This window comes from Hungatella sp. SL.1.14, from assembly GCF_024460495.1.
In the GTDB taxonomy this organism is placed as follows: domain Bacteria; phylum Bacillota; class Clostridia; order Lachnospirales; family Lachnospiraceae; genus Hungatella; species Hungatella hathewayi.
The window spans coordinates 103366-123404 of sequence record NZ_JANFYJ010000016.1 but is presented as its reverse complement, the minus strand read 5'-3'; the positions used below and the strand labels follow the sequence as shown (position 1 = coordinate 123404).

23 protein-coding genes are annotated in these 20039 nt (G+C 49.9%); 6 read left to right on the top strand and 17 right to left on the bottom strand.

Annotated elements, in window-relative coordinates; genetic code table 11:
* Positions 1-27: 27 nt before the first annotated feature.
* The 14 genes from NE473_RS17650 to NE473_RS17585 all read right to left on the bottom strand — a co-directional run bounded on the left by NE473_RS17650 (position 28) and on the right by NE473_RS17585 (position 12120).
* Positions 28-1422 carry an MATE family efflux transporter gene (locus tag NE473_RS17650; protein WP_055651563.1) on the bottom strand — a complete coding sequence of 465 codons (1395 nt, stop codon included), beginning with the start codon at positions 1420-1422 and terminating at the stop codon, positions 28-30.
* Positions 1423-1431: 9 nt separating this feature from the next.
* On the bottom strand, positions 1432-1881 hold the full coding sequence (locus NE473_RS17645; RefSeq protein WP_242866222.1) for a MarR family winged helix-turn-helix transcriptional regulator: 450 nt from the start codon (positions 1879-1881) through the stop codon (positions 1432-1434).
* A 209-nt stretch (positions 1882-2090) separates the two neighbouring features.
* The gene (locus NE473_RS17640; RefSeq protein ID WP_055651565.1) at positions 2091-3317 is read right to left on the bottom strand and encodes an MFS transporter; all 1227 of its coding nucleotides are present in this window, start codon (positions 3315-3317) and stop codon (positions 2091-2093) included.
* 391 nt (positions 3318-3708) lie between these two features.
* Complete coding sequence (gene hydA, locus NE473_RS17635) at positions 3709-5100, bottom strand: dihydropyrimidinase (protein WP_055651566.1); 1392 nt, start codon at positions 5098-5100, stop codon at positions 3709-3711.
* Complete coding sequence (agaF, locus tag NE473_RS17630) at positions 5097-5498, bottom strand: PTS galactosamine/N-acetylgalactosamine transporter subunit IIA (RefSeq protein WP_006771142.1); 402 nt, start codon at positions 5496-5498, stop codon at positions 5097-5099. Before agaF ends, hydA begins: the two co-directional genes overlap by 4 nt.
* Entirely contained in the window at positions 5495-6319 is an 825-nt protein-coding gene (locus NE473_RS17625; RefSeq protein WP_022030408.1) for a BtpA/SgcQ family protein, read from the bottom strand. Before NE473_RS17625 ends, agaF begins: the two co-directional genes overlap by 4 nt.
* Positions 6320-6324: 5 nt before the next feature.
* Positions 6325-7284, bottom strand: a complete 960-nt coding sequence (locus NE473_RS17620; protein ID WP_022030407.1) for an eIF2B alpha/beta/delta subunit family protein — start codon at positions 7282-7284, stop codon at positions 6325-6327.
* Positions 7285-7297: 13 nt separating this feature from the next.
* Positions 7298-8020 (bottom strand): amidohydrolase family protein, encoded by a 723-nt coding sequence (locus NE473_RS17615; RefSeq protein ID WP_055651567.1) that lies wholly within the window; start codon positions 8018-8020, stop codon positions 7298-7300.
* Between the two features lie 14 nt (positions 8021-8034).
* Positions 8035-8868 (bottom strand): PTS system mannose/fructose/sorbose family transporter subunit IID, encoded by an 834-nt coding sequence (locus tag NE473_RS17610; RefSeq protein WP_256265350.1) that lies wholly within the window; start codon positions 8866-8868, stop codon positions 8035-8037.
* On the bottom strand, positions 8868-9611 hold the full coding sequence (locus NE473_RS17605; RefSeq protein ID WP_006771147.1) for a PTS mannose/fructose/sorbose/N-acetylgalactosamine transporter subunit IIC: 744 nt from the start codon (positions 9609-9611) through the stop codon (positions 8868-8870). The genes NE473_RS17610 and NE473_RS17605 overlap by 1 nt, the downstream gene beginning before the upstream one ends.
* A 16-nt stretch (positions 9612-9627) precedes the next feature.
* The gene (locus NE473_RS17600; protein ID WP_022030406.1) at positions 9628-10113 is read right to left on the bottom strand and encodes a PTS sugar transporter subunit IIB; all 486 of its coding nucleotides are present in this window, start codon (positions 10111-10113) and stop codon (positions 9628-9630) included.
* Positions 10088-10852 carry an amidohydrolase family protein gene (locus NE473_RS17595; protein ID WP_055651568.1) on the bottom strand — a complete coding sequence of 255 codons (765 nt, stop codon included), beginning with the start codon at positions 10850-10852 and terminating at the stop codon, positions 10088-10090. The genes NE473_RS17600 and NE473_RS17595 overlap by 26 nt, the downstream gene beginning before the upstream one ends.
* A complete protein-coding gene (locus NE473_RS17590) occupies positions 10839-11612 on the bottom strand; it encodes a GntR family transcriptional regulator (RefSeq protein WP_256265349.1) in 774 nt (257 codons plus the stop codon). The genes NE473_RS17595 and NE473_RS17590 overlap by 14 nt, the downstream gene beginning before the upstream one ends.
* Before the next feature lie 307 nt (positions 11613-11919).
* A complete protein-coding gene (locus tag NE473_RS17585; RefSeq protein WP_022030404.1) occupies positions 11920-12120 on the bottom strand; it encodes a DUF1858 domain-containing protein in 201 nt (66 codons plus the stop codon).
* Positions 12121-12355: 235 nt separating this feature from the next.
* Here NE473_RS17585 and pflB point away from each other — a divergent pair, with 235 nt between their 5' ends.
* The 5 genes from pflB (at position 12356) to fdxA (ending at position 16057) form a co-directional block, all read left to right on the top strand.
* Positions 12356-14398 (top strand): formate C-acetyltransferase, encoded by a 2043-nt coding sequence (gene pflB / locus NE473_RS17580; RefSeq protein ID WP_022030403.1) that lies wholly within the window; start codon positions 12356-12358, stop codon positions 14396-14398.
* Between the two features lie 21 nt (positions 14399-14419).
* Positions 14420-14689: a hypothetical protein gene (locus tag NE473_RS17575; protein ID WP_022030402.1), complete on the top strand. Its 270-nt coding sequence runs from the start codon at positions 14420-14422 to the stop codon at positions 14687-14689.
* Positions 14690-14716: 27 nt separating this feature from the next.
* Positions 14717-14968 carry an autonomous glycyl radical cofactor GrcA3 gene (gene grcA3, locus NE473_RS17570; RefSeq protein ID WP_002601986.1) on the top strand — a complete coding sequence of 84 codons (252 nt, stop codon included), beginning with the start codon at positions 14717-14719 and terminating at the stop codon, positions 14966-14968.
* A gap of 52 nt (positions 14969-15020) precedes the next feature.
* Positions 15021-15791: a pyruvate formate-lyase-activating protein gene (pflA, locus tag NE473_RS17565; protein WP_006771157.1), complete on the top strand. Its 771-nt coding sequence runs from the start codon at positions 15021-15023 to the stop codon at positions 15789-15791.
* Positions 15792-15886: 95 nt separating this feature from the next.
* Positions 15887-16057 carry a 4Fe-4S ferredoxin gene (gene fdxA / locus NE473_RS17560; RefSeq protein WP_006771158.1) on the top strand — a complete coding sequence of 57 codons (171 nt, stop codon included), beginning with the start codon at positions 15887-15889 and terminating at the stop codon, positions 16055-16057.
* Between the two features lie 93 nt (positions 16058-16150).
* Here fdxA and NE473_RS17555 read toward each other — a convergent pair whose 3' ends face one another.
* Positions 16151-17002, bottom strand: a complete 852-nt coding sequence (locus tag NE473_RS17555; protein ID WP_022030400.1) for an aldo/keto reductase — start codon at positions 17000-17002, stop codon at positions 16151-16153.
* A 142-nt stretch (positions 17003-17144) separates the two neighbouring features.
* Here NE473_RS17555 and NE473_RS17550 point away from each other — a divergent pair, with 142 nt between their 5' ends.
* Positions 17145-17528 (top strand): MerR family transcriptional regulator, encoded by a 384-nt coding sequence (locus NE473_RS17550; protein ID WP_006771160.1) that lies wholly within the window; start codon positions 17145-17147, stop codon positions 17526-17528.
* 79 nt (positions 17529-17607) lie between these two features.
* Here NE473_RS17550 and NE473_RS17545 read toward each other — a convergent pair whose 3' ends face one another.
* Both NE473_RS17545 and NE473_RS17540 read right to left on the bottom strand, forming a co-directional pair.
* Entirely contained in the window at positions 17608-18999 is a 1392-nt protein-coding gene (locus NE473_RS17545) for a glycoside hydrolase family 1 protein (RefSeq protein WP_055651570.1), read from the bottom strand.
* Positions 19000-19102: 103 nt separating this feature from the next.
* Positions 19103-20038, bottom strand: a complete 936-nt coding sequence (locus tag NE473_RS17540) for an ROK family protein (RefSeq protein WP_022030397.1) — start codon at positions 20036-20038, stop codon at positions 19103-19105.
* Position 20039: the final 1 nt, after the last annotated feature.

The following is a 20039-nucleotide window of genomic DNA, read 5'->3' as shown; positions in this document are numbered from 1 at the left end:
TTCGTCTCCTTCGTAAACGCGCGTCCGTCACGCCTCTGACGCGCTGCACACCTTATTCAGCTTTCTAAGCTCATAGACAACAAACAGGCTTACAATAACCGCCGATGCCACGTCCGCAATCGGCCCCGCGTAAAGGATTCCGTCCAGGCTGAAGGTCAGCGGCAGTATCAGAATCAGCGGAATTAACAGAAGCAGCTGACGAAGCATGGACAGCACCGACGCTTTGAGCGGCTGTCCGGTGGACTGGAAGTAACTGGTTGATACCACCTGGAATCCTGCCGTAAAAATGCCGAGCATGTAAATCTTTAAACATTTGACTGCAAACTGTGTAAATTCTGCATCCTGTGTTCCAAACAAACTTAAAATCGGTCCCGGGAAAATCTGACAGGCCAGCCATCCGAGTATCGATACCCCGGTAGCTGCCGAAATTGCCAGCAAGTACGTTTTTCTTACACGTTTCGGCTGATTGGCCCCCTTATTGAAGCCAAGAATCGGCTGGGAGCCGATACCGATGCCGATACAGATGGAGATCAGGATCATGCTGATCTTATTCACAATCCCCATGGCACTTAAAGCCGCGTCACCGCCTACCGTTGTCTGATTTCCATAATACACCAGGGAATTATTCATCACAACCTGTAAAATCGTGGATGCCACCTGCGTAATACCGCTGGAAATTCCCAACGGCAGCGCTCTGGCACAGATCTCACTGTCGAGACGGAAGGTTTTCCTGCGCAGACGCATATTTTTACCCTTTTTCAGGAAATAGACCACCAGAACCACAGCGGAAATGATCTGTGATGTGATTGTCGCGATTGCCGCGCCGCTGACGCCCCAGTGAAAAACAAAGATGTAGATCGGATCCAGAATCGTGTTTAAAATGGCGCCTACCAGAAGAGCATACATGGAAAGAGCGGGGCTTCCATCGGTTCTGGACATATTGCTTAAGACGACGGAAAGCATGTTAAACGGGGTACCGATCAGGATAATCGAGGTATACTGTCTTGCATAATCTATCGTATTGACTGTGGCGCCAAAGATCTTCAGCATTGGCGTCATGAACAGGAATCCGAGCACCATCACAACCGCACTGGAGATCAGGGTCAGGATAAATACGGTTCCCAGTGTCTTCTCGGCGTCCTCTTCCTTCTTCTCTCCCAGCTTGATCGCCGCGTAAGCGCTGCCTCCGGCGCCCAGCAGGGTGGACATGGCCAGAATGATCGTTACGATCGGGAATGCGATGGTGGTCGCCGCGTTGCCGAGATAGCCGATTCCCTGTCCGATAAAGATCTGGTCAACAATATTATAAATGGCATTTACCAGCATCGATATGATGGCCGGCAGCGCAAACTGTCCAAGAAGCGCTCCAATCGGACGGTATCCCAGCGGATTGCCCTTTTTTTCTACTTTAATCTGTTCCATAAAATTACATCATTCCTTTCCTTTGTTCGCGATGATATGTCTGTATGAATTATCCGCCATGCGGATCAAAAAAGCTTCAGCAGAGTCGCGTTCCTCCTCCGTAAATCCTTCCAGCAGAACCTCTGTCAGGGTATCCACACTGTTTCTGGTTATATCCACCACCCTAATCGCCTTTTCCGTCGCGTAGATATGGCGGACACGCTTGTCCTCTCCGTCGGTTTCCGTCCGAACGTACGCCTCTTCCTCCAGCTTCTTCACAGCCCTGGTCGCAGTCGCCTTGTCGTAGCTTCCATTGGAAGCCAGCTCCTGCAGGCTGATCCCCGGATTTTTAAAAATCTGCAATAAAAAAAACTGTTGTCCACAGCCTATTTGATAAGAGGATAATTCATTTGCAAAATAAATGTTGCTCAACCTCTGGATCATCGAGATATACTTCCCGATTTCCCGGTGTTCCTTCACGTCCCCCACCTCCATATTCCGCCAGCTTTTCTTCCCGCCGGACGGAGTCATTTCGCTTTCAGCGCTGCTGTATATGGTAACATAAATTAGTTGCGTATGCAACTATTATTTTTCATACGGTCCGATTTTCCAACCGGCATTACAGTTCAGCCCCCGCCCGGAGCGGACTGCGGGGCACCGGACAGAGGCATGAACTGCTGCATCGGTTGTCATAAAGGTTGTTCTATATTTTCTGTGGCTGATTCGACGGAAAAGCCGTTTGCTTTCCATACGATGCAGCATATAATCAGGATCATCAGTCCTGCGCTGTTTAAAAGATACTGGACCGGCACAAGATCTGCCAGCGGCCCAAACACAAGCATTCCCAACGGCAGTGCGCAGGACGTGGCGATCTGCATGAAACTAAAGATTCTTCCCTGCATGCCGGGAGATACTTTTTCCTGAATTGTTACGGTAACAGGGGCATTGTAACACGGCGAGGTAATGCCGATGGCTGTATTAAACAGAAGATAGAGAAGGAAAACGCCGGCATTTCCCAGGCCAATCATGATCAGCCCGTAGACAGCCCCCGCCGCCAGCGTCGTATTCATTCTCTTTTTAAATCCGCCCCAGGAGGCGATCAGGATCCCGCCCAGAACCATCCCGAGGCTGTAGGTCATCTCACTGGCCGTCAAACGCCATACCTCACTGCCAAACGTCCTGCTCACCATGAGCGGCGTCAGGAAAGCCGATGGACTGACGAGAAAAAGTATGGTGATCTGGAAAAGGAGAAGTCTCTTTATCAATTGATTGTCTTTCAGATAACGGAACCCGTCTCTTATTTCTTCCAGACCGGCAGTACCGGGAAGGCAGCGTTTTTCGTATGGCTCAGCATGGATGGTGGCAGTAATGCCTACACCGATCACGGCTGTCAGCACATCGATAAACAACGCCGCCTCTAAAGGAGCCACAGACAAAACCGCGCCGCTGGCCGCCGGTGATAAAAACATCATCATCGAAGACAGCGTGCTGTTTAAGCCGTTTACCTTCATTAAATATGGTTTCGGAACGATCTGGGGAATCATTGCATTCACTGCCGGAGTCTGGATGCCGGTTCCCGCTGAACGCACCACCAGCGCAGCGAACAAAAACCAGACGCTCTTATGTCCGCTGAGAAATGCGGCAGCCAGAAGAAGCGTGGACAGGGCAATGGCTGAATCCGAAAACATGATCATCTTTTTTCTGTCATACCGGTCGATCCAGACACCAGCAAACAGAGAGATTACTATCTGCGGCAGGAAGCCGCACATAGTGGAAATTGTAAGCATCTTTCCGGATGAGGTTGTGAGTGTAATATACCAGACGATCGCATACTGTACAAGCGAGGAGCCAAACAGGGAGATCGTCTGTGCGGTTAAAAAACGGGCAATGGAATGTTTCCAGTTTAATTGATTCATTTTATTTAATCCTTTCCATGAGTAATCAAGAACGAATCCGCAGGGCTTTTCGATATCACAAAAAGCACGTTTCTCGCATGATATCAAAAAAAGGCTGCGGACAAAACACTGTCCACAGCCCCGGATATGCAGCGATCCCTTCTCTTACGGAAAACAGGTACAAAAACCAGGCATACTGCTGTATGCCGCTGTACTCTCTGTTTTCCGGCGAAAGAAAAAAGCGTTCACGCTTCCAGTTTAAGCTCCGTACAATGTTTCACCGGTACCATCTGTACAGAGTTCATTCGCCTCTTTAATTCATCTATGATAATTCGTTCCAAAATAATCACTCCTGTCAGAGTTTAATCTATCACATTTCCTCTTTGATGTCAATGCAGCCGGAAGCAATTGATTATAACGCTTCTGACCGGTAATGGTCATACGCCGCAGCGTACGGCTTTGCAAAAATCCGGCGTCCGCAGCCTTTTCTTCCTGTAAAACGGCCATTCTCTGCAATCAGCATCCCCCTTAAAAAAACCTGTTCCGGACGTCCGATCATTTCAAAGCCTTCAAATGCCCCGTATCCAATCCCTTCCAGATTATCCTTCTGTGTCATAATCCCCCGGTAACCGGGATCGAAAATCACGAAATCCGCATCAAAACCAGGTGCAATCTGCCCTTTCTTTGCAAGTCCCGAGTTTTTGGCCGGGGCAGTGGCAATCAGATCTACAAAGCGCTGTTTTGAGATGCGCCCTTTCGCCACCCCCTGACTCCAAAGTACGGAAATACGGTTTTGAACGCCGGGAATTCCATTTGGTATTTTTGTGAAATCCCCCAATCCCTCTTTTTTCGTTTCAAAACCGCCTGCCAGGGCACAGTGATCCGAACTGACCGCGTTGAGCCAGCCCTTGTCGATCCCTTCCCACAATGCCTGCTGATGCTCCCTGGTTCTGAGAGGCGGGGCACAGACGTATTTTGCGCCTTCAAAATCCGGCAAAGCCAGAAACGAGGTGTCCAGCACAAGATAATGGGTGCATGTTTCCCCATATACAGACTGGCCTCCGGCATATGCATCCCGGATGGCCTCCATCGCTCCTCTCGTCGATACGTGAACGATAAAAAGAGGTGCCTCCGCCACACGAGCCATTACAATTGCATGACGCACAGCTTCTTCTTCCGTAACCGGTGGTCTGGAAAAGGCGTGGCTGATTGGTTCCAAACGCCCCTCCGCCTTTAATCGCTCTGTGTAAAACGATATCATATCCGGATTTTCTGCGTGAACCATCATGGTAATGCCATGACGCCTGCTCTCATTCATTACTTTCAGGATGGAAGCGTCCTCCATATAGAAAGGCGTTCCTTTATAAGCCATAAACATTTTTACACAGGAGACTCCGTGTTCCGGAAGTTCCTTCAGCTGATCTGCCGTATCCGCCTGCATATCCATGACCATGGAATGAAAGCCAAAGTCCACGCAGGAAACTCCGGCAGCCCTTGCCGCATGCTTCTCTATTGCAGTTCCTAAAGAATCGCCTTTGTCCTGAGGCGCAAAATCGACAACTGTCGTTGTACCTCCCACTGCCGCAGCCTCTGTGGTTTCAAACAGCCGTCCTCCGAAGGAGCCGAAATGGGTATGCTCATCCACCCCTCCCGGGAATATGTATTTGCCGGACGCATCGATGACGTCATCCGCCAAACCATCGAGGCCCCTGCCAACTGCCCGTATCACTTCTCCATCAACCAGGATATCTCCTTCAAATTCAGTTTCTGCAGTCAGAATTATACCATTTTTTATCAGTTTCATAGCATATCCTTATGAAATCGTATGATTTGTGCTTTTCCGGCTTCCATGGCCGACTGAATCAGGGCCTCACTGTCATCGGAATTCATTCGTCCGAATATCAGTTCCACCAGCATTGGAACGTTTGTCCCTGAAATCACATTCAGCCTGTCATCGGAAACCGCATAAGTAACAGCGGACTTAAATGGGGAACCTCCGGTAATATCCGTCATAATTACAATTTTTTCGCAGTCTTTCAGCTTATCCAGTTTATCCCTGTAATCCTCCTCCAGAGCTTCCTGAGATTCTCCCTGCAAAAAATCAATAAACTCATAATGTTCCGGCTTCCCGACTACAAGTTCCAGCATGGTGGTAATCCCCGATGCAAAATTTCCATGTCCCGCAACAATGATTCCTATCATAGCATCCCCTCATCTCCGCTGTCCCCGCGCAGCTTCCTTGCCGACTTTACACCCTCCATAAACTGTCTGGCGCGTACCGGATCAATGGGATTTCTCATGTTCCCGTTTTTCACCCAGGTTCCCACACTGACTCCGTCGTAATACTGCAGGATTTTGCTGATGTTATCTCCGGTTGCACCGGAGCTTAGGAAAATCGGAATTCTTTCGCCCAGGCGTTTTCTCACACATTTTATGATCTCAATACTCTCCTCACAGCTTTTTCCACCTAAAAAAAGTCCGTCCGCAAATGCATTCATTACCGTATCCCATGCATTGTCAACGATGCTCTTTCCTGCCAGCTGTTCGTAATGAACCTCCTGAACATCCGCATATACCGGAATATCAGACCCAATTCTCTTCTTAAACTGGCAGATATCCACGCACTGTGCCTCCATCATCCCCGCATAACCGACTTCCACACCGGTATAGGTGTGTTCCACCCGTATAAAATCGGAGCCGGCCGCGTCTGCCACGGCAAGAGAGGCCACGCCATCCCAGTCAACCAGGATTCCCTGTATCATATCCGGGAAGCGCCTCCGGCACTCTCTTGCCAGGGCGGTCATATAGGCCGTAGTCTCCGGAAGCGCATGCTGTCTGACAGGGGCATCGTTCCTGTTCTGAATGATATAGCCGTCAAAACCGTTGGCCTCAATCATCTCAATCTCGTTCAGCGAAATATCTATAATCTCTTCAAATGACTTTCCTTCGTGGCGAAAGCTGCCCGGAAACGGTTCCGGCTGTATCATGGCCAGTGCTACCGGAAATTGTTTTCCCCGCATCATACCTCTCATCTCCCCTCTAATGAACGGGCGTATTCCATCGCCTCATGGAAAAAGGCAGAAGACGGAATAATTCCCCTCTCCGTTATCAATGCACGGATGTACTCCGGAGCGATCTCCAAAAGCTTGATTCCCTTAAAATCCACCTGCTCCCGAAGCTCCGGCTCCCAGGCTCCCGCCAGGCGGGGACCGTAGTCAAATGGCATGGGAGACAGCCTGATATAGCCTGATACAGGTCTTGTATCCACTTTTATCATCGGCGTCAGCACATACAGCGGTATCCGGATCTCCCGGCACAGGATCGCCAGGATATCTGATCCTACTGTATTAAAAACCGTTCCATCCGGATAGACAGTCTCGGCTCCCATAAATGCCGCCTGGCACTGCTTCAGAGCCACAAGCATCGTCGTATCAGGAATAAAATGGACCTCATGGCCCGCCTCCAGCGCCGTTTTAACAAAGGGCCTCCCACCGTCAAGCGCCCTGCTCTCCGGAATATAGATGGTGCGTTTTCTTCCCAGCTCCGCCACAAAACGGTCAACCGTGCTGGAATAGTCAAAGATCATGATGGTATCCATGTTCTCCGATATATGAACGCCATAGGAGACCAGCGTGTCCATATCCTTTGCGGCATCCACTCCATAAGCGCCTATCCGCTCCGTGATGCGAGCCCGGATCTCCTCTTCCCCACAGTTTTCAAGCTCATCCAGCCCCTTGATATAATACTGGATCGCATGATAGACTGCCCGGCTCTGCTGGCCCCTTGTCTCCATGAAGAAACGGGCCGTTTCTCTCACCTTATAAAGAACACTTTTCCCATTTTCCGACTCGTCCTCAGCAGTCAGAAGCATGATTTCCCCAATCATGCGTATATGATTGTTGGCACCCAGGACACGGCTGTTTACGATATCGTCAAACAGCCTGGACGCCTGGTCATTCAACAGTTGTCGAACTTCTTCTCTCTTCATTCTATTTCCTCATTCACGCGAGCAGACGCCCGGCATTTTTATAAAACATACACTCCTTAAGCTCCTCCGGAAGTTTAAGTAAGTCGAAGGTGTGGACCGAACACACCGTAAGCTTATCCGGATAGTGGGTTCCAAAGAGAAAACGCTCCTTCGGAATCTGGCTGAATGCCTTTCTCAAAATGGGAAATTCATACATACAGGAGGTTTCCACCATCAGATTCTCATACTGAGGGACAAGCTCCACGCAGCCATACCCAAAATCGGTGGTCCCCATATGCAGAAGAACCATCGTCATATCCGGATGGCGTCTGGCGTAATACGCCCACTGCGCCGGCATGGTACGGCAGCCCCAGCCTGTGAATACATTCACAGGCATGTGGTTTGCCACTGCAATTTCAATAATCGTGTCAAGGACCGGCATCGTCTCCGGATAGTAGCAGTGCTCCATGGAATCCAGCTCGATGGTTTTAAAACAGCCGGAGGCCGCAATCCTTTCCATCTCTGCCACACAGTCCCTCTCCTTCGGATTGATCACCGCAGAACCCACGATTCTGTCCGGATGCGCCTTTACCATCTCTGCCACCGCATCGTTCTGTTCTCTTATGGAAAATCCGGCCAGTGCCGATACGACGCGTTTGTCTATCTGGTTCTCCTGCATATCCAGGAGCAGTGCTTCCGTATCATATTGATTGGTATCCCGGTCCCATTTTATATGGGAATGATAATCAATAATCATCTTCTACCTCCCGGCTATCCTAAGATGCCAACCGCATAACCGGCGATTCCGACCAGCATGGTAACTAACATCAGGATTACCGGATTCATTTTCTTCTTATCCATGAGCCACAGCATCAGCAGTGTATACAAAAGCGGAAGAATGCCGGGAACAATGCCATCCAGTGTAGACTGAAGGCTGACCACAGTTTCGCCTGCCTTATACGTCCATGGAACGTTAATCGTTACGAATTTGTACACGAAGCCGCCGATAACAGCGTATGCGGCAATTCCCGCCAGCCTCGTCATCTTGTCGATCAGGCCTGAGCTCTGCATCGCACCGACAAATTCAACGCCCTTTTCGTAGCCTTTGAAGATACCAAAGTAGCGCAGAAGCTGTCCGACGCCAGCCATAACCAGAACAAAGAGCAGCGGTCCCACCATGCTGGTATATCCGCTGGCAATCACCATGGATACCGCCAGGCCCGCGATAATCGGACGCAGTGTTCCGTGATAGAGGGAATCGCCGATTCCCGCCAAAGGTCCCATCAAAGCAGCCTTGATGGCGTTGATGCTGACCGGATCAATGTCGTGTTCATTCGCGTTGCGTTCCTCCATCGCCGCGGTCACGCCGATGACGAAATGGGAGAGTCTGGCCTCTGTCAGGAAAAGCTCTGTATGGCGTCTGTACGCCTCTTTCTTGTCTTCCTCATTTTTGTATACTTTTTCGATTACCGGCATCATGGAAAATGCAAAGCCCGGAACTTCCTGTTTTTCATAGTTGAAGCCGCTTACAAATGCCTGGGAATAGATATACATCTTCATCAGATCTTTTTTACTGAGTTTTGTTAAATCGGTATTCTCCGCCATTATGCCACCTCCCTGTCCATCTCACGATAATAGGCCATTGCCACACATACGACTGCAATCAGCGTAATTCCAATCGGATTGATGTTCAAAAAGCTGGAGAAAAAGAATCCAATCAGGAAATAGTACCAGATATGCTTTACATTAATACACTTCAAAAGAAGCGCAAGTCCTACCGCACCGATCATTCCGCCGCCTACGGCCAGACCGTCGATAATCACCTTCGGAATCGCATTGATAATCGCCTGAACCGGTCCTGCCCCTAAGTAGATTGCAAGGAAAACAGGAACTGAGAAAAGAACGAAATTGAAGACATTGGGCAAAATCAGGCAGTTCATGGTGATGCCCCTTCTGCTTCCCCGTTCAACAGCGGCCTCCAGCCTGTGCTGGGTCCACACGCAGAGCACCATATTCCGGAAATACATTCCCATCTGCCCCAGAATTGCAAGCGGCAGTGCGGTTGCCAGCGCAACCTCCGTACTGCCGGAGATACATGCAAATGCAGTTGCAATGATGGTGCTGAACGTCTCCTCCGGCGGAAGTGCCGTCCCCACAAATACCTGTCCTAAGAACATCAGCTCGATGGTACAGCCTACCATCAGCCCCATCTTTAAATCCCCCATGATCAGTCCGATAATCGGGCCGATTACAATCGGCCTGTATGTAAAGAACTGCGTACAATACTTATCAAAAAATGTCAGCCATGTAACCAGCGCTACAAGGACAGCTTTCACTAACAAACTCATACGTTTCTCCCTTCTCCTATTTGGAAATGAGCGCAAGTCCGTCTATGGACTTATCGTTTGGCACCGCCCTCACATCAAGTCTTATATTCTTTTCCGCAATCGCCTTTAGATTCTCCACATCCTCAGGCTCCACGTAAATATAAGGCAGAAGGCGTTTTCTCCCCACTGTTGAACGGGCGTTGCTGATATTCCCCACATTGACGCTCTCAATAGTAAAGCCCCGTTCAAATAAATCTAATGCCGTTTTTGGATTTCTTACGATCAGAAGTACTTTTGTATCGGACTGGTCTTCCTTTAAAAGTTCGGCCGCTTTTTCAACTGTCACAATCGCCAGTTTAATCTTTGCAGGAACTGCCAGCTTTAACAGCATCTGCTGCGTCGGGTCCTTTGCAGCCATATCGTCAGCCACAAGGATTTCTTCTGCTTTCGAGTCCGATATCCATGCGGTTACAATCTGTCCGTGAATCAGCCGGTCATCAATTCTCATGTGTGTTACAACCATGGTGCTGCTCCTTCCTTTCCCATAACTTCTCGGCGTTCTTGTAAAATACAAGTTCCAGCTCCGATTCGCTAAGCCCTAAATGATACAATTTCTCAACCTCAATATTGGTCGGCTTATATGGCCAGTCGGTTCCGAACAGCATTCGTTCCGGCCCCAGCACCTCCACAGCCTTCCGAAGAATATCAATTTCCATGTTGGCCGACGTCTCCACCCAGAAATTGTCCAGATCACGGATCGCCTCGATGCAGCTGTACCCAAATTCCCTCCCGCAGACATGAGTAAATACAAACCTCATATCCGGTCTCCGCTTCGCATGATCGATCCAGACGAACGGCGTGCACAGAGGACTCGCTCCTCCATGAATCTGAATGTGGACGCCGTATTTTCCAATCTCATCAATAACCGGTCCCAGACTGGGGCAGTTCTCCACCGCGTAACCGTGCTTCCATGCCATGAATTTTACTCCATTCATCCTTAAATCGCCCAGCGTCCTGTGGATCTCATCAAACGCATCCGGCGCCTTGGGATCAATATCCGCATATCCTTCAACGATTCCCGGATACTGGCACATGGCTTCATAGACAAGATCATTCTGCGGCCGCATGCCGTTTCCCGATAAGGAACAGATCCCCACCTTTGTGATTCCAAATTCACCAAGCTCCCGCACCAGCTGATCCGCATTATTCGCGTCTCCGGATCTGGTCTTCCCGAGATGTGAATGGAAATCATACCTTTTCACCTGTATTTCCCTCCCCTCTTACATTGGTAATATGAATATAGTATTTGTAAGAATCTGACAAGTAGGAATTCTCAGAAAATTCTACCGGTCTTCCGTTCATATCATACGTAACCCGCTCTTTGTAGACCAGAGGCTGGCTCTCCTCCAAAAACAGCTCCCTGCGAATCTCCGAAGTCGCCATCTTGGCTTCCAGCGTCTCATCCGCGCTTCCAAGCACAATCCCATGCTGTTCCAGATACTCATACAGGGACGTCGCGGAATCAAAATCTTCACCTCTGATCGCAAAGCCAAGCCGCCCGCTGACATACGTCTCATTCAGGGCAATAATCCGCCCGTTTAACAGCCTGAGCCGTTTCAGAAAATAGACCTTTTCCCCGGTCTCCACCTGAAGCATCTCCGCAATTTTAACGCTCGCCTCCACTTCCTTGCATTGAAGAATAATAGAGCCCGGTTTGTCACCCTTGACCTTCGCATCCCCGCTGAAGCTGTTGAAAACAGACATATCGCGCTCCTTTTTCTGTGGGCATACGATGGTTCCGCGTCCTTTCCGCTTAATTAGATAGCCGTCATGCTCCAGATCTGATATGGCTCTGCGGACCGTGATCCTGCTGACTTCGAACATCTCCTGCATCTCTTTCTCTGACGGAATGGTCTCATTCTCTTTATAAAAGCCTTCTACGATCCTTTCTTTTATATAGGAATACAGCTGTTGATGGATCGGTACCTTAGAATCCTTGCCTAGCCTGATGGGTTGTTCCATATGTTCCTCCTTGTCTGTGATGTTATAATAACATGTTATAACATGTTTGTCAACATCCTTTGTTTATTTTGTATAATTTAATCTGATATTTATTTTATCATATATATAAAGTAATTACAAACGCTTATCTCGTATTTTCTAATATATAACATCTCGCCATCTTGTCATAACATATAGTGGGGCTGCATTGGCCCAGTTTTCCTGATAGAGCACCGGAGAGCTTTTTATGTAACAGGGACACTTTCCTGTCACATAAAAAACACCGGCCATCAAAAATGGCCGGTGCCCCTATGAATAAAAAGTTTCCTTATCTCTCTGCAAGAACTTCATTAATATTAGAAACCAGTGTATCACAGTCAATTCCATGAACCATGCATGCTTCTTCCAAAGACTCGCCCTGAGAAGCCGGGCAGCCAAGACAGTGCATGCCGGCGCGCATTAAAATCGGTGCAATGCAATCATCCATCTGGATCAGAGCGCCAATTAACATATCTTTACTAATCTGCATCGTGTATTCCTCCTTTAAAAATGTACATACTGTTTCTATAATATAATACTTTTCTTCCGAAATAGCAAGGGATTGTCCAGCCATTTTTGTAAAAATTTTATCATTACAGGGACTTGACGTGTATACAGTATTCAACTATAATGTATTCATACAAAAGTTGTATGAATAATAACTTTTGATGGCACTCATTCATTACTTTTACTTATAAATAAGCATTCGACGGAGGTACAACATTATGAGACCAGAGTGGAGAGATTTTAGCGGCGGCGTCTGGGAAAGAGAAATCAATGTCAGAGACTTTATACAGAAGAACTATACCCCTTATGACGGCGATGACTCCTTCCTCGCAGGTCCAACCCAGGCAACGAAAGATTTATGGGCCCAGGTTATGGATCTGTCCGCAAAAGAAAGAGAGGCCGGCGGTGTGCTGGATATGGATACGAAAGTTGTTTCCACCATCACCTCCCATGGACCGGGCTATCTCGATCAGGATAAAGAAAAAATTGTAGGTTTTCAGACAGACAAGCCCTTCAAGCGTTCCTTACAGCCTTACGGCGGCATCCGCATGGCGGAGAAGGCCTGTGCGGACAACGGCTACACCATTGATCCGGAGATTAAGGAATTCTTTACCGTTCACAGAAAGACTCACAACGCAGGTGTATTCGACGCTTACACGCCTGAGATGCGTGCCTGCCGCTCCAATCACATCATCACCGGTCTTCCGGATGCATACGGCCGCGGCCGTATCATCGGCGACTACCGCCGCGTTGCTTTATACGGCATTGACCGTCTGATTGAGAATAAGGAAGAGCAGAAAGCGACCACCCGTACCATCATGTACTCTGACGTTATCCGTGAGCGGGAAGAGCTGTCCGAGCAGCTTCGCGCACTGGGTGAATTAAAGAAGCTGGGCGCTATCTACGGCTTCGATATCTCCAGGCCGGCCACGAACGTCAAGGAGGCCATCCAGTGGACCTATCTGGGTTACCTGGCAGCCGTCAAGGAACAGAACGGTGCCGCAATGTCTCTGGGACGTACTTCCACCTTCATTGATATCTACGCACAGAGAGATTTGGCGGAGGGCACATTTACAGAGGAAGAGATTCAGGAGTTCGTCGATCACTTCATTATGAAACTGCGTCTCGTAAAATTTGCGCGTACCCCGGAATACAACGAGCTGTTCTCCGGCGACCCGACCTGGGTTACCGAGTCCATCGGCGGTGTCGGCATCGACGGACGCCACATGGTCACCAAAATGTCTTACCGTTATTTACACACCTTACAGAATTTAGGAACCGCTCCGGAGCCGAACTTAACGGTTCTCTGGTCCACCAGACTGCCGGAAAACTTTAAGAGATTCTGTGCAAAGACTTCCATCGAGTCCTCCTCCATCCAGTACGAGAACGATGACCTGATGAGAGTCACCCACGGCGACGATTACGCCATTGCCTGCTGTGTGTCTTCCATGCGTGTCGGCAAGGAGATGCAGTTCTTCGGCGCCCGCGCCAACTTAGCAAAATGCTTATTATACGCCATCAACGGCGGTATCGATGAGGTGACAAAGAAGCAGGTAGGTCCGAAGTACCGTCCGATCACCTCCGAATATCTCGATTTTGACGAGGTCATGGAGGCATACAAGGACATGATGAGATGGCTGGCCCGCGTTTATGTCAACACCTTAAACATCATTCACTATATGCATGACAAATACTCCTACGAGCGTGTGCAGATGGCACTTCACGACAAAAAGGTCACCCGCTGGTTTGCGACCGGTATCGCCGGTTTATCCGTAGTGGCCGACTCCTTATCCGCAATCAAATACGCTAAGGTAAAGACCGTGCGTGATGAAAACGGCATCGTCGTGGATTATATCGTAGAAGGGGATTTCCCGAAGTACGGCAACAATGACGACCGCGTCGACCAGCTGGCCAGCGATCTTGTCCACACCTTTATGAACTACGTAAAGGGCAACCACACTTACCGCGGAGGTATCCCGACCACCTCGATCCTGACCATCACCTCCAATGTCGTATACGGCAAGAATACCGGCGCAACACCGGATGGCAGAAAGGCAGGAGAGGCATTTGCTCCGGGCGCCAACCCGATGCACCACCGCGACAGCCACGGAGCCGTTGCTTCTCTGGCTTCCGTTGCAAAGCTTCCATTTAAAGATGCACAGGATGGTATTTCCAATACCTTCTCCATCGTGCCCGGCGCGCTCGGCAAGGAAGATCAGATCTTTACCGGCGATCTGGAAGTGGATTTAGACAACATTTAAATCGAGGAAGGAAGTGCTTTTATGGCAGCCCCTGATGAAAAAAAGATTGACGATATCGTCGCCATGCTGGATGCATTTATGTCCGGCGGCGGCGGTCATATGAATATCCGCTCGGATGAAGACGGAAATGTCAGCGCGGATACCACCACTGCAAAAACCGTTACCACCATGAATTCCCTGGACTGCGCAGCCGGGAATCTGGCCTGCAGCGTGCCCACACTGTTCGAGGGTATGGACAGCGATGAGGAAGACCCGGAAAACAGTGGAACGGATTTCTCAGACAACTATTAATTTTTACCATTACAGGAGGAAAAGAACATGGCAAATACAAACATCAGCGACTCTCAGATCGATAACCTGGTTTCCCTGTTAGACGGCTACGTACAGGAAGGCGGACACCATTTAAATGTCAACGTATTTACCCGCGAGACCTTACTGGACGCCCAGAAGCATCCGGAGAACTATCCGCAGCTGACCGTGCGCGTTTCCGGCTACGCGGTTAACTTCATTAAACTTACAAAGGAACAGCAGGACGAGGTTATCTCCCGTACGTTCCACGACGCGATCTAATCCGCGTCCTTCTTCCCACATACGTTCCATCAGAAAGGCAGGCGTTTTCCTCATGACGACAGGTCAGATACATTCGATTGAAAGCTTCGGCACCGTCGACGGGCCGGGCATCCGCATGGTGGTCTTTACCAAAGGCTGTCCCATGCGCTGCCAGTACTGTCATAACCCCGACACCTGGTCTCTCCATGGAGGAACCGCCATGACGGTTTCTGAAATTCTGGACCAGTACGAGGCTTCCCGCCCCTTCTACCGGGGCGGAGGCATCACGGTGACCGGCGGAGAACCGCTTCTCCAGATGGAATTTGTGACAGAGCTCTTCGAGGAAGCATGCCGGAGGGATATTCATACGTGTCTCGACACCTCCGGCGTCACCTTCCGCGCCTCAGATCAGGCGTATTTAGAGCAGCTGGACCGTTTACTCGCCTCCACCCGCCTTGTCATGCTGGATTTAAAGCAGATTGACGATGAAAAGCATCGCGCGCTGACCGGTCACTCGAACCGGAATATTCTGCAGTTTGCAGAGTATCTCGATCAGAAGCAGGTTCCCATGTGGATACGCCACGTGGTTGTACCGGGGCTTACGGACTCGGAAAAAGACTTATACCATCTGGGCCGTTTTATCGGAACGTTAAAATACGCAAAGGCTCTGGATGTACTTCCTTACCACGATATGGGCAAGGTAAAATATAAGAATCTCGGCATCCTCTATCCTCTGGAGGACGTGCCGCCGATGTCCAGAGAAGAGGCTGTGGGAGCAAAAAAAATAATCCTTCACGGGATTAAAGACAGAAGAGCCGGTACCCCGGATTTATTCTGCTCCTAATTTTGAACAAAAACTACATCATTTTCCACTTGAATAATTTACATTTATAGTATAGAATATAGGCAAATGTATAGAATATAAGGAGGTAATTTATTATGGCATATGTTATTAGTGATGCATGCGTAAGCTGCGGAACATGTGAAGGCGAATGTCCAGTTAGTGCAATTTCCGAGGGCGAAGGACAGTACGTAATCGACGCTGATACCTGTATCAGCTGCGGAACCTGTGCTGGTGCCTGTCCTGTAGGCGCTATTTCTGAGGAATAATCAAATACATAAAGGAGCATGGAACGATACCCGTCGGGTTGTCAGACCATGCTCCTTTTTGTTTTATAAAATTCTCTTAAACAGCCTTATTTACTAAAATGTCCTTGTATCCGGATCAGAGGCGTATCCCACGCATCCCTTCAAGTCGGCTATCAGCTGAACATCCGACGCTTCCAGCTCAAAGTCGAAGACATTGGCATTCTCCTGAATCCGAGCAGGGTTAACCGACTTGGGCAGCGGCAGATACCCTCTTTGCAGGCTCCAGCGGATACAGATCTGGGCGATGGAACGCCCGTATTTCCTGGCCAGCTCCTGCATCTCGGGCACCTGGAAGATCTGGCCGGTTCCGAGGGGGCTGTAGGCCTCCAACAGAATGTTTCTGGAGCGGCAGTAATCCGCCGCTTCCTCCTGGGTCTCCCCGGGGCAAAGCTTCATCTGGTTTACCATCGGGGGAACTGTGGCGGTTTCCATCAGAGCTTCGATGTGATGCTGCCGGAAATTGCTGATGCCGATGGCGCGGACACGGCCGGCTTTGTACAGCTCCTCAAAGGCTTTCCAGGTACCGGCGTTGGCCTCCTTCCAGTGGTCACGGAAGGCGATGGGATTCGGCCAGTGAATCAGAAATAAGTCGAGATACTTAAGTCCCAGCTTTTCCATCGTCCCCTCAAACGCCGCCATGGTCTTTTCGTAGCCGTGTTCGGTGTTGTTTAACTTCGAGGTAACGAAGAGCTCCTCCCGGCTGACACCACATTCCTTTATGGCTTTGCCCACGCTGTCTTCGTTCTCATACATTTCAGCGGTATCGATGTGGCGGTATCCCGCTGCGATAGCAGCTTTCACCGATGATACGCAGACATCCCCGTCAGGTGTCTGCCACGTGCCGAAACCGATGCAGGGAATTTCCACCCCATTGGCGAGCTTGTAGCAGTCAGTTAATGATTTCATTGTTTTTCCTCCTGTTTCGTTTCATGACAGATAATCAAATGATACTGTATGATAATCATAACTCTTAGCGTTAACGCTAAGTCAAGGCTTTTTTTCATTTGACCGTTTCATTGAACGTTTACCAGAGACAGGAGGTCCTTATATGGGATATACAATCAAACTTGCAGCAGAAAAAACACATCTCAGTCCAAACACTCTGCGATATTACGAAAAGGAGGGGCTGCTGCTCAATGTCGCGCGTACAAAAAGCGGCATCCGCAGTTACTCCGACCAGGATCTGGAGCTGCTGGGATTAATTTCGTGCCTGAAAAACACGGATATGTCTATCAGGCAGATCCGCGACTTTGTTAATTTGAGCCACCAGGGACCGGAGACGCTGAAAGAGCGGTGTGAATTGCTGATCGCACACAAGTGTGAGGTAGAAAAACGCATGGAAGAAATGCAGCAGCATCTTGAGAAGGTTGCACATAAAATCGACCACTACACAAAAGAATATGAAGAGTATCAGCTGGAAAATAAGCAATGACGAAAAAGGCCGGTACAGTCCGAAGTTACGGGCTATACCGGCATATGGGAACCTCTAAGAAATAATCGCGGCCATATTTTCAGAACTTGTTAAAACCGCCCCGCCCCGCCGTCTCCCGGAACCACCTTCCCGATTTTTTTATCGAAAGCCGGCAGTGATCCTTTATATCCACCCGGATCATGCCATAGCGGTTCTTATACGCATTCTTCCACGACCAGCAGTCAAAGGGGGCCCACAGATGGTAGCCAAAGCAGCTGCAGCCCTCCTCGATGGCCTTATGAAGCCAGATCAAGTGATCCCGTATAAATTCAATTCTGTAATCATCCTCCACGGTGCCGTCTGCACCAATAAACCGCTCCTCATCCTGCACTCCCATTCCATTCTCCGATATATACCAGGGGATGTTGCCGTAATTGTCGCGCAGATGAATGGCGATTTCATAGATGGCAGGCTCATAGATCTCCCAGCCTCTGGAAAAATTCATCTTCTGTCCCTCGTATGTGTATTCCTCGAAATACTTCTCCGGCATGAGAGGGCCTGTATATGGAGTGCTTCTTCTCGTCACCCGCCTCGGATGATAGTAATTTACGCCAAGAAAATCCACCGTATTGGTGCGGATCACCTCTAAGTCCTCTTCTCTGGCCTCCGGGCAGATTCCTTCTTCTTTCAGCAGCTCCACCAGGGCTTTGGGATACTCCCCTTTTATGGAAGGGTCCAGGAATGATTTGTTAAACAGCAGGTCGGCAGTCTCCGCACTCTTTTTGTCCGCCTCATTCTCCGGCTCTCTGCAGTAGGTAGGCGTTAAATTCAGCACAATGCCGATCTGCCCGTCCCTGCCGCTCTTTTTGAACGCCTTAACCGCCAGACTGCTGGCAAGCTGGAGATGATACGATACCAGCGCCGCCCTTTTCGCATCGCAGACAGCCGGATAATGATTCTGATAGAGATAACCGCCTTCCGTGATGACAATCGGTTCATTGAAGGTAATCCACCGCTTCACCCTGTCTCCGAACAGTGCAAAGCATTGAGCCGCATACGCTGCAAATGCCTCCACCGTTTCCCGGTTTTCGAAGCCGCCCTTCTCCACCCAGTACATGGGCAGATCAAAGTGGTGAAGACACAGGATCGGCTCGATCCCCCGGCTAAGCAGTTCATCGATCACTGCATTATAAAACGCGGCGCCTTCCGGATTTACCGTTCCTTCACAATCCTTGATGAGCCGGCTCCATTGAATGGAGGTGCGGTAGGAATTCATACCGATCTCCTTCATAAGTCCGGCATACTCTTTATATTTGTGATAGAAATCCGAGGCCACGGACGGCCCGACTCCCTCGTAAAACAGCTCCGGGGCCTGTTTAAACCAGTAATCCCATTCCATCTCCGCTTTTTGGTCCCCCGGAAAGCTTCCCTCTGACTGGGGACCGGAGCTGGCCGCCCCCCATAGAAAATCCTTACTGAACTGATAGTCCATTTTGTCCTCCTGCAATCGTGTAATCCGTTTATTTCTGCTGGTTCTTTGACTTGTTTTTGCGATGCATGTGATGCATGTATGAGCGGGCCCCGCCGTTTAACCGTTATGCATATCCGGCTGTCAGATGATGGTACAACGCCCCATACAGGTTTGCCTTATTTCCAAACCGGCAGGGGACGATCTCCGGCATCAGAAAGCCGAACTCCGTATTTTCAGCCAGCCGTTCCATCCGTTGATAGATTTCCGGGATAACGAAGGGAGCTTCACTGATCCCCCCTCCCAGTACGATCAGTTCCGTGTCAAGTGTAAACTGGATCTGGAACAGGCCGACAGCCATAGCCTCATAGAACTCCTCCACCAGACGGACGGCATCGCAGTCTCCGGCCTCCGCCAGGCGGAACAGTTCTCTGCCGTCGGCATGCCTTCCTGTCCGTTCCTCATATCTTACGGCCTGGTTCACCATGGTATAGGAACTCCACGTTCTCTTCCGGCCGCCTTCCCGGTTCACCAGATAATTGCCGAACTCGCCGGCGTTGTTGGTTCTTCCCCGGTATACCCGGCCGTCTACAACGATCGCGCCTCCGATTCCGGTTCCGCACACCACGGAAACCATATTCCGCCTGCCGGCTGCCGCCCCCTTCCACAGTTCGCCGAGAGCCGCGCAATTTCCGTCATTTTCCATGGTGACAGGAATTCCGTTCAGGCGGCGGCTCACCGCCTCTGCAAGCGGAATACCATGGATATACGGGATTGCGCTGATGCCTCCCACCATGCCCGTACGGATGTCCACCGCTCCAGGAGAGCTGATTGCAGCTCCCACAATCCGCGTTCCGCAGGAGTCACCGCCGGAAGGCGCCGCCTCTGTCACTCCCGGTCCCGTCTGCACCGCCTCATATACCCGTTCCATCTCTTCAAGCATTCTCTCCATGCCTTCCCTCGGAGTTGCAAAAGCCCCGGCCGTGTCAAACGCCCCGTCTTTATCCGAAACGGCATATTTCACCGAAGTCCCTCCCAAATCAAATATCAGATAGCGATCCATC

Coding starts and splice junctions, on each gene's coding strand:
- NE473_RS17650 (WP_055651563.1), bottom strand. CDS start 1,422: ATGGAACAGATTAAAGTAGAAAAAAAGGGCAATCCGCTGGGATACCGT.
- NE473_RS17640 (WP_055651565.1), bottom strand. CDS start 3,317: ATGAATCAATTAAACTGGAAACATTCCATTGCCCGTTTTTTAACCGCA.
- hydA (WP_055651566.1), bottom strand. CDS start 5,100: ATGAAACTGATAAAAAATGGTATAATTCTGACTGCAGAAACTGAATTT.
- agaF (WP_006771142.1), bottom strand. CDS start 5,498: ATGATAGGAATCATTGTTGCGGGACATGGAAATTTTGCATCGGGGATT.
- NE473_RS17625 (WP_022030408.1), bottom strand. CDS start 6,319: ATGATGCGGGGAAAACAATTTCCGGTAGCACTGGCCATGATACAGCCG.
- NE473_RS17620 (WP_022030407.1), bottom strand. CDS start 7,284: ATGAAGAGAGAAGAAGTTCGACAACTGTTGAATGACCAGGCGTCCAGG.
- NE473_RS17615 (WP_055651567.1), bottom strand. CDS start 8,020: ATGATTATTGATTATCATTCCCATATAAAATGGGACCGGGATACCAAT.
- NE473_RS17610 (WP_256265350.1), bottom strand. CDS start 8,868: ATGGCGGAGAATACCGATTTAACAAAACTCAGTAAAAAAGATCTGATG.
- NE473_RS17605 (WP_006771147.1), bottom strand. CDS start 9,611: ATGAGTTTGTTAGTGAAAGCTGTCCTTGTAGCGCTGGTTACATGGCTG.
- NE473_RS17600 (WP_022030406.1), bottom strand. CDS start 10,113: ATGGTTGTAACACACATGAGAATTGATGACCGGCTGATTCACGGACAG.
- NE473_RS17590 (WP_256265349.1), bottom strand. CDS start 11,612: ATGGAACAACCCATCAGGCTAGGCAAGGATTCTAAGGTACCGATCCAT.
- NE473_RS17585 (WP_022030404.1), bottom strand. CDS start 12,120: ATGCAGATTAGTAAAGATATGTTAATTGGCGCTCTGATCCAGATGGAT.
- pflB (WP_022030403.1), top strand. CDS start 12,356: ATGAGACCAGAGTGGAGAGATTTTAGCGGCGGCGTCTGGGAAAGAGAA.
- NE473_RS17575 (WP_022030402.1), top strand. CDS start 14,420: ATGGCAGCCCCTGATGAAAAAAAGATTGACGATATCGTCGCCATGCTG.
- grcA3 (WP_002601986.1), top strand. CDS start 14,717: ATGGCAAATACAAACATCAGCGACTCTCAGATCGATAACCTGGTTTCC.
- pflA (WP_006771157.1), top strand. CDS start 15,021: ATGACGACAGGTCAGATACATTCGATTGAAAGCTTCGGCACCGTCGAC.
- fdxA (WP_006771158.1), top strand. CDS start 15,887: ATGGCATATGTTATTAGTGATGCATGCGTAAGCTGCGGAACATGTGAA.
- NE473_RS17555 (WP_022030400.1), bottom strand. CDS start 17,002: ATGAAATCATTAACTGACTGCTACAAGCTCGCCAATGGGGTGGAAATT.
- NE473_RS17550 (WP_006771160.1), top strand. CDS start 17,145: ATGGGATATACAATCAAACTTGCAGCAGAAAAAACACATCTCAGTCCA.
- NE473_RS17545 (WP_055651570.1), bottom strand. CDS start 18,999: ATGGACTATCAGTTCAGTAAGGATTTTCTATGGGGGGCGGCCAGCTCC.
- NE473_RS17540 (WP_022030397.1), bottom strand. CDS start 20,038: ATGGATCGCTATCTGATATTTGATTTGGGAGGGACTTCGGTGAAATAT.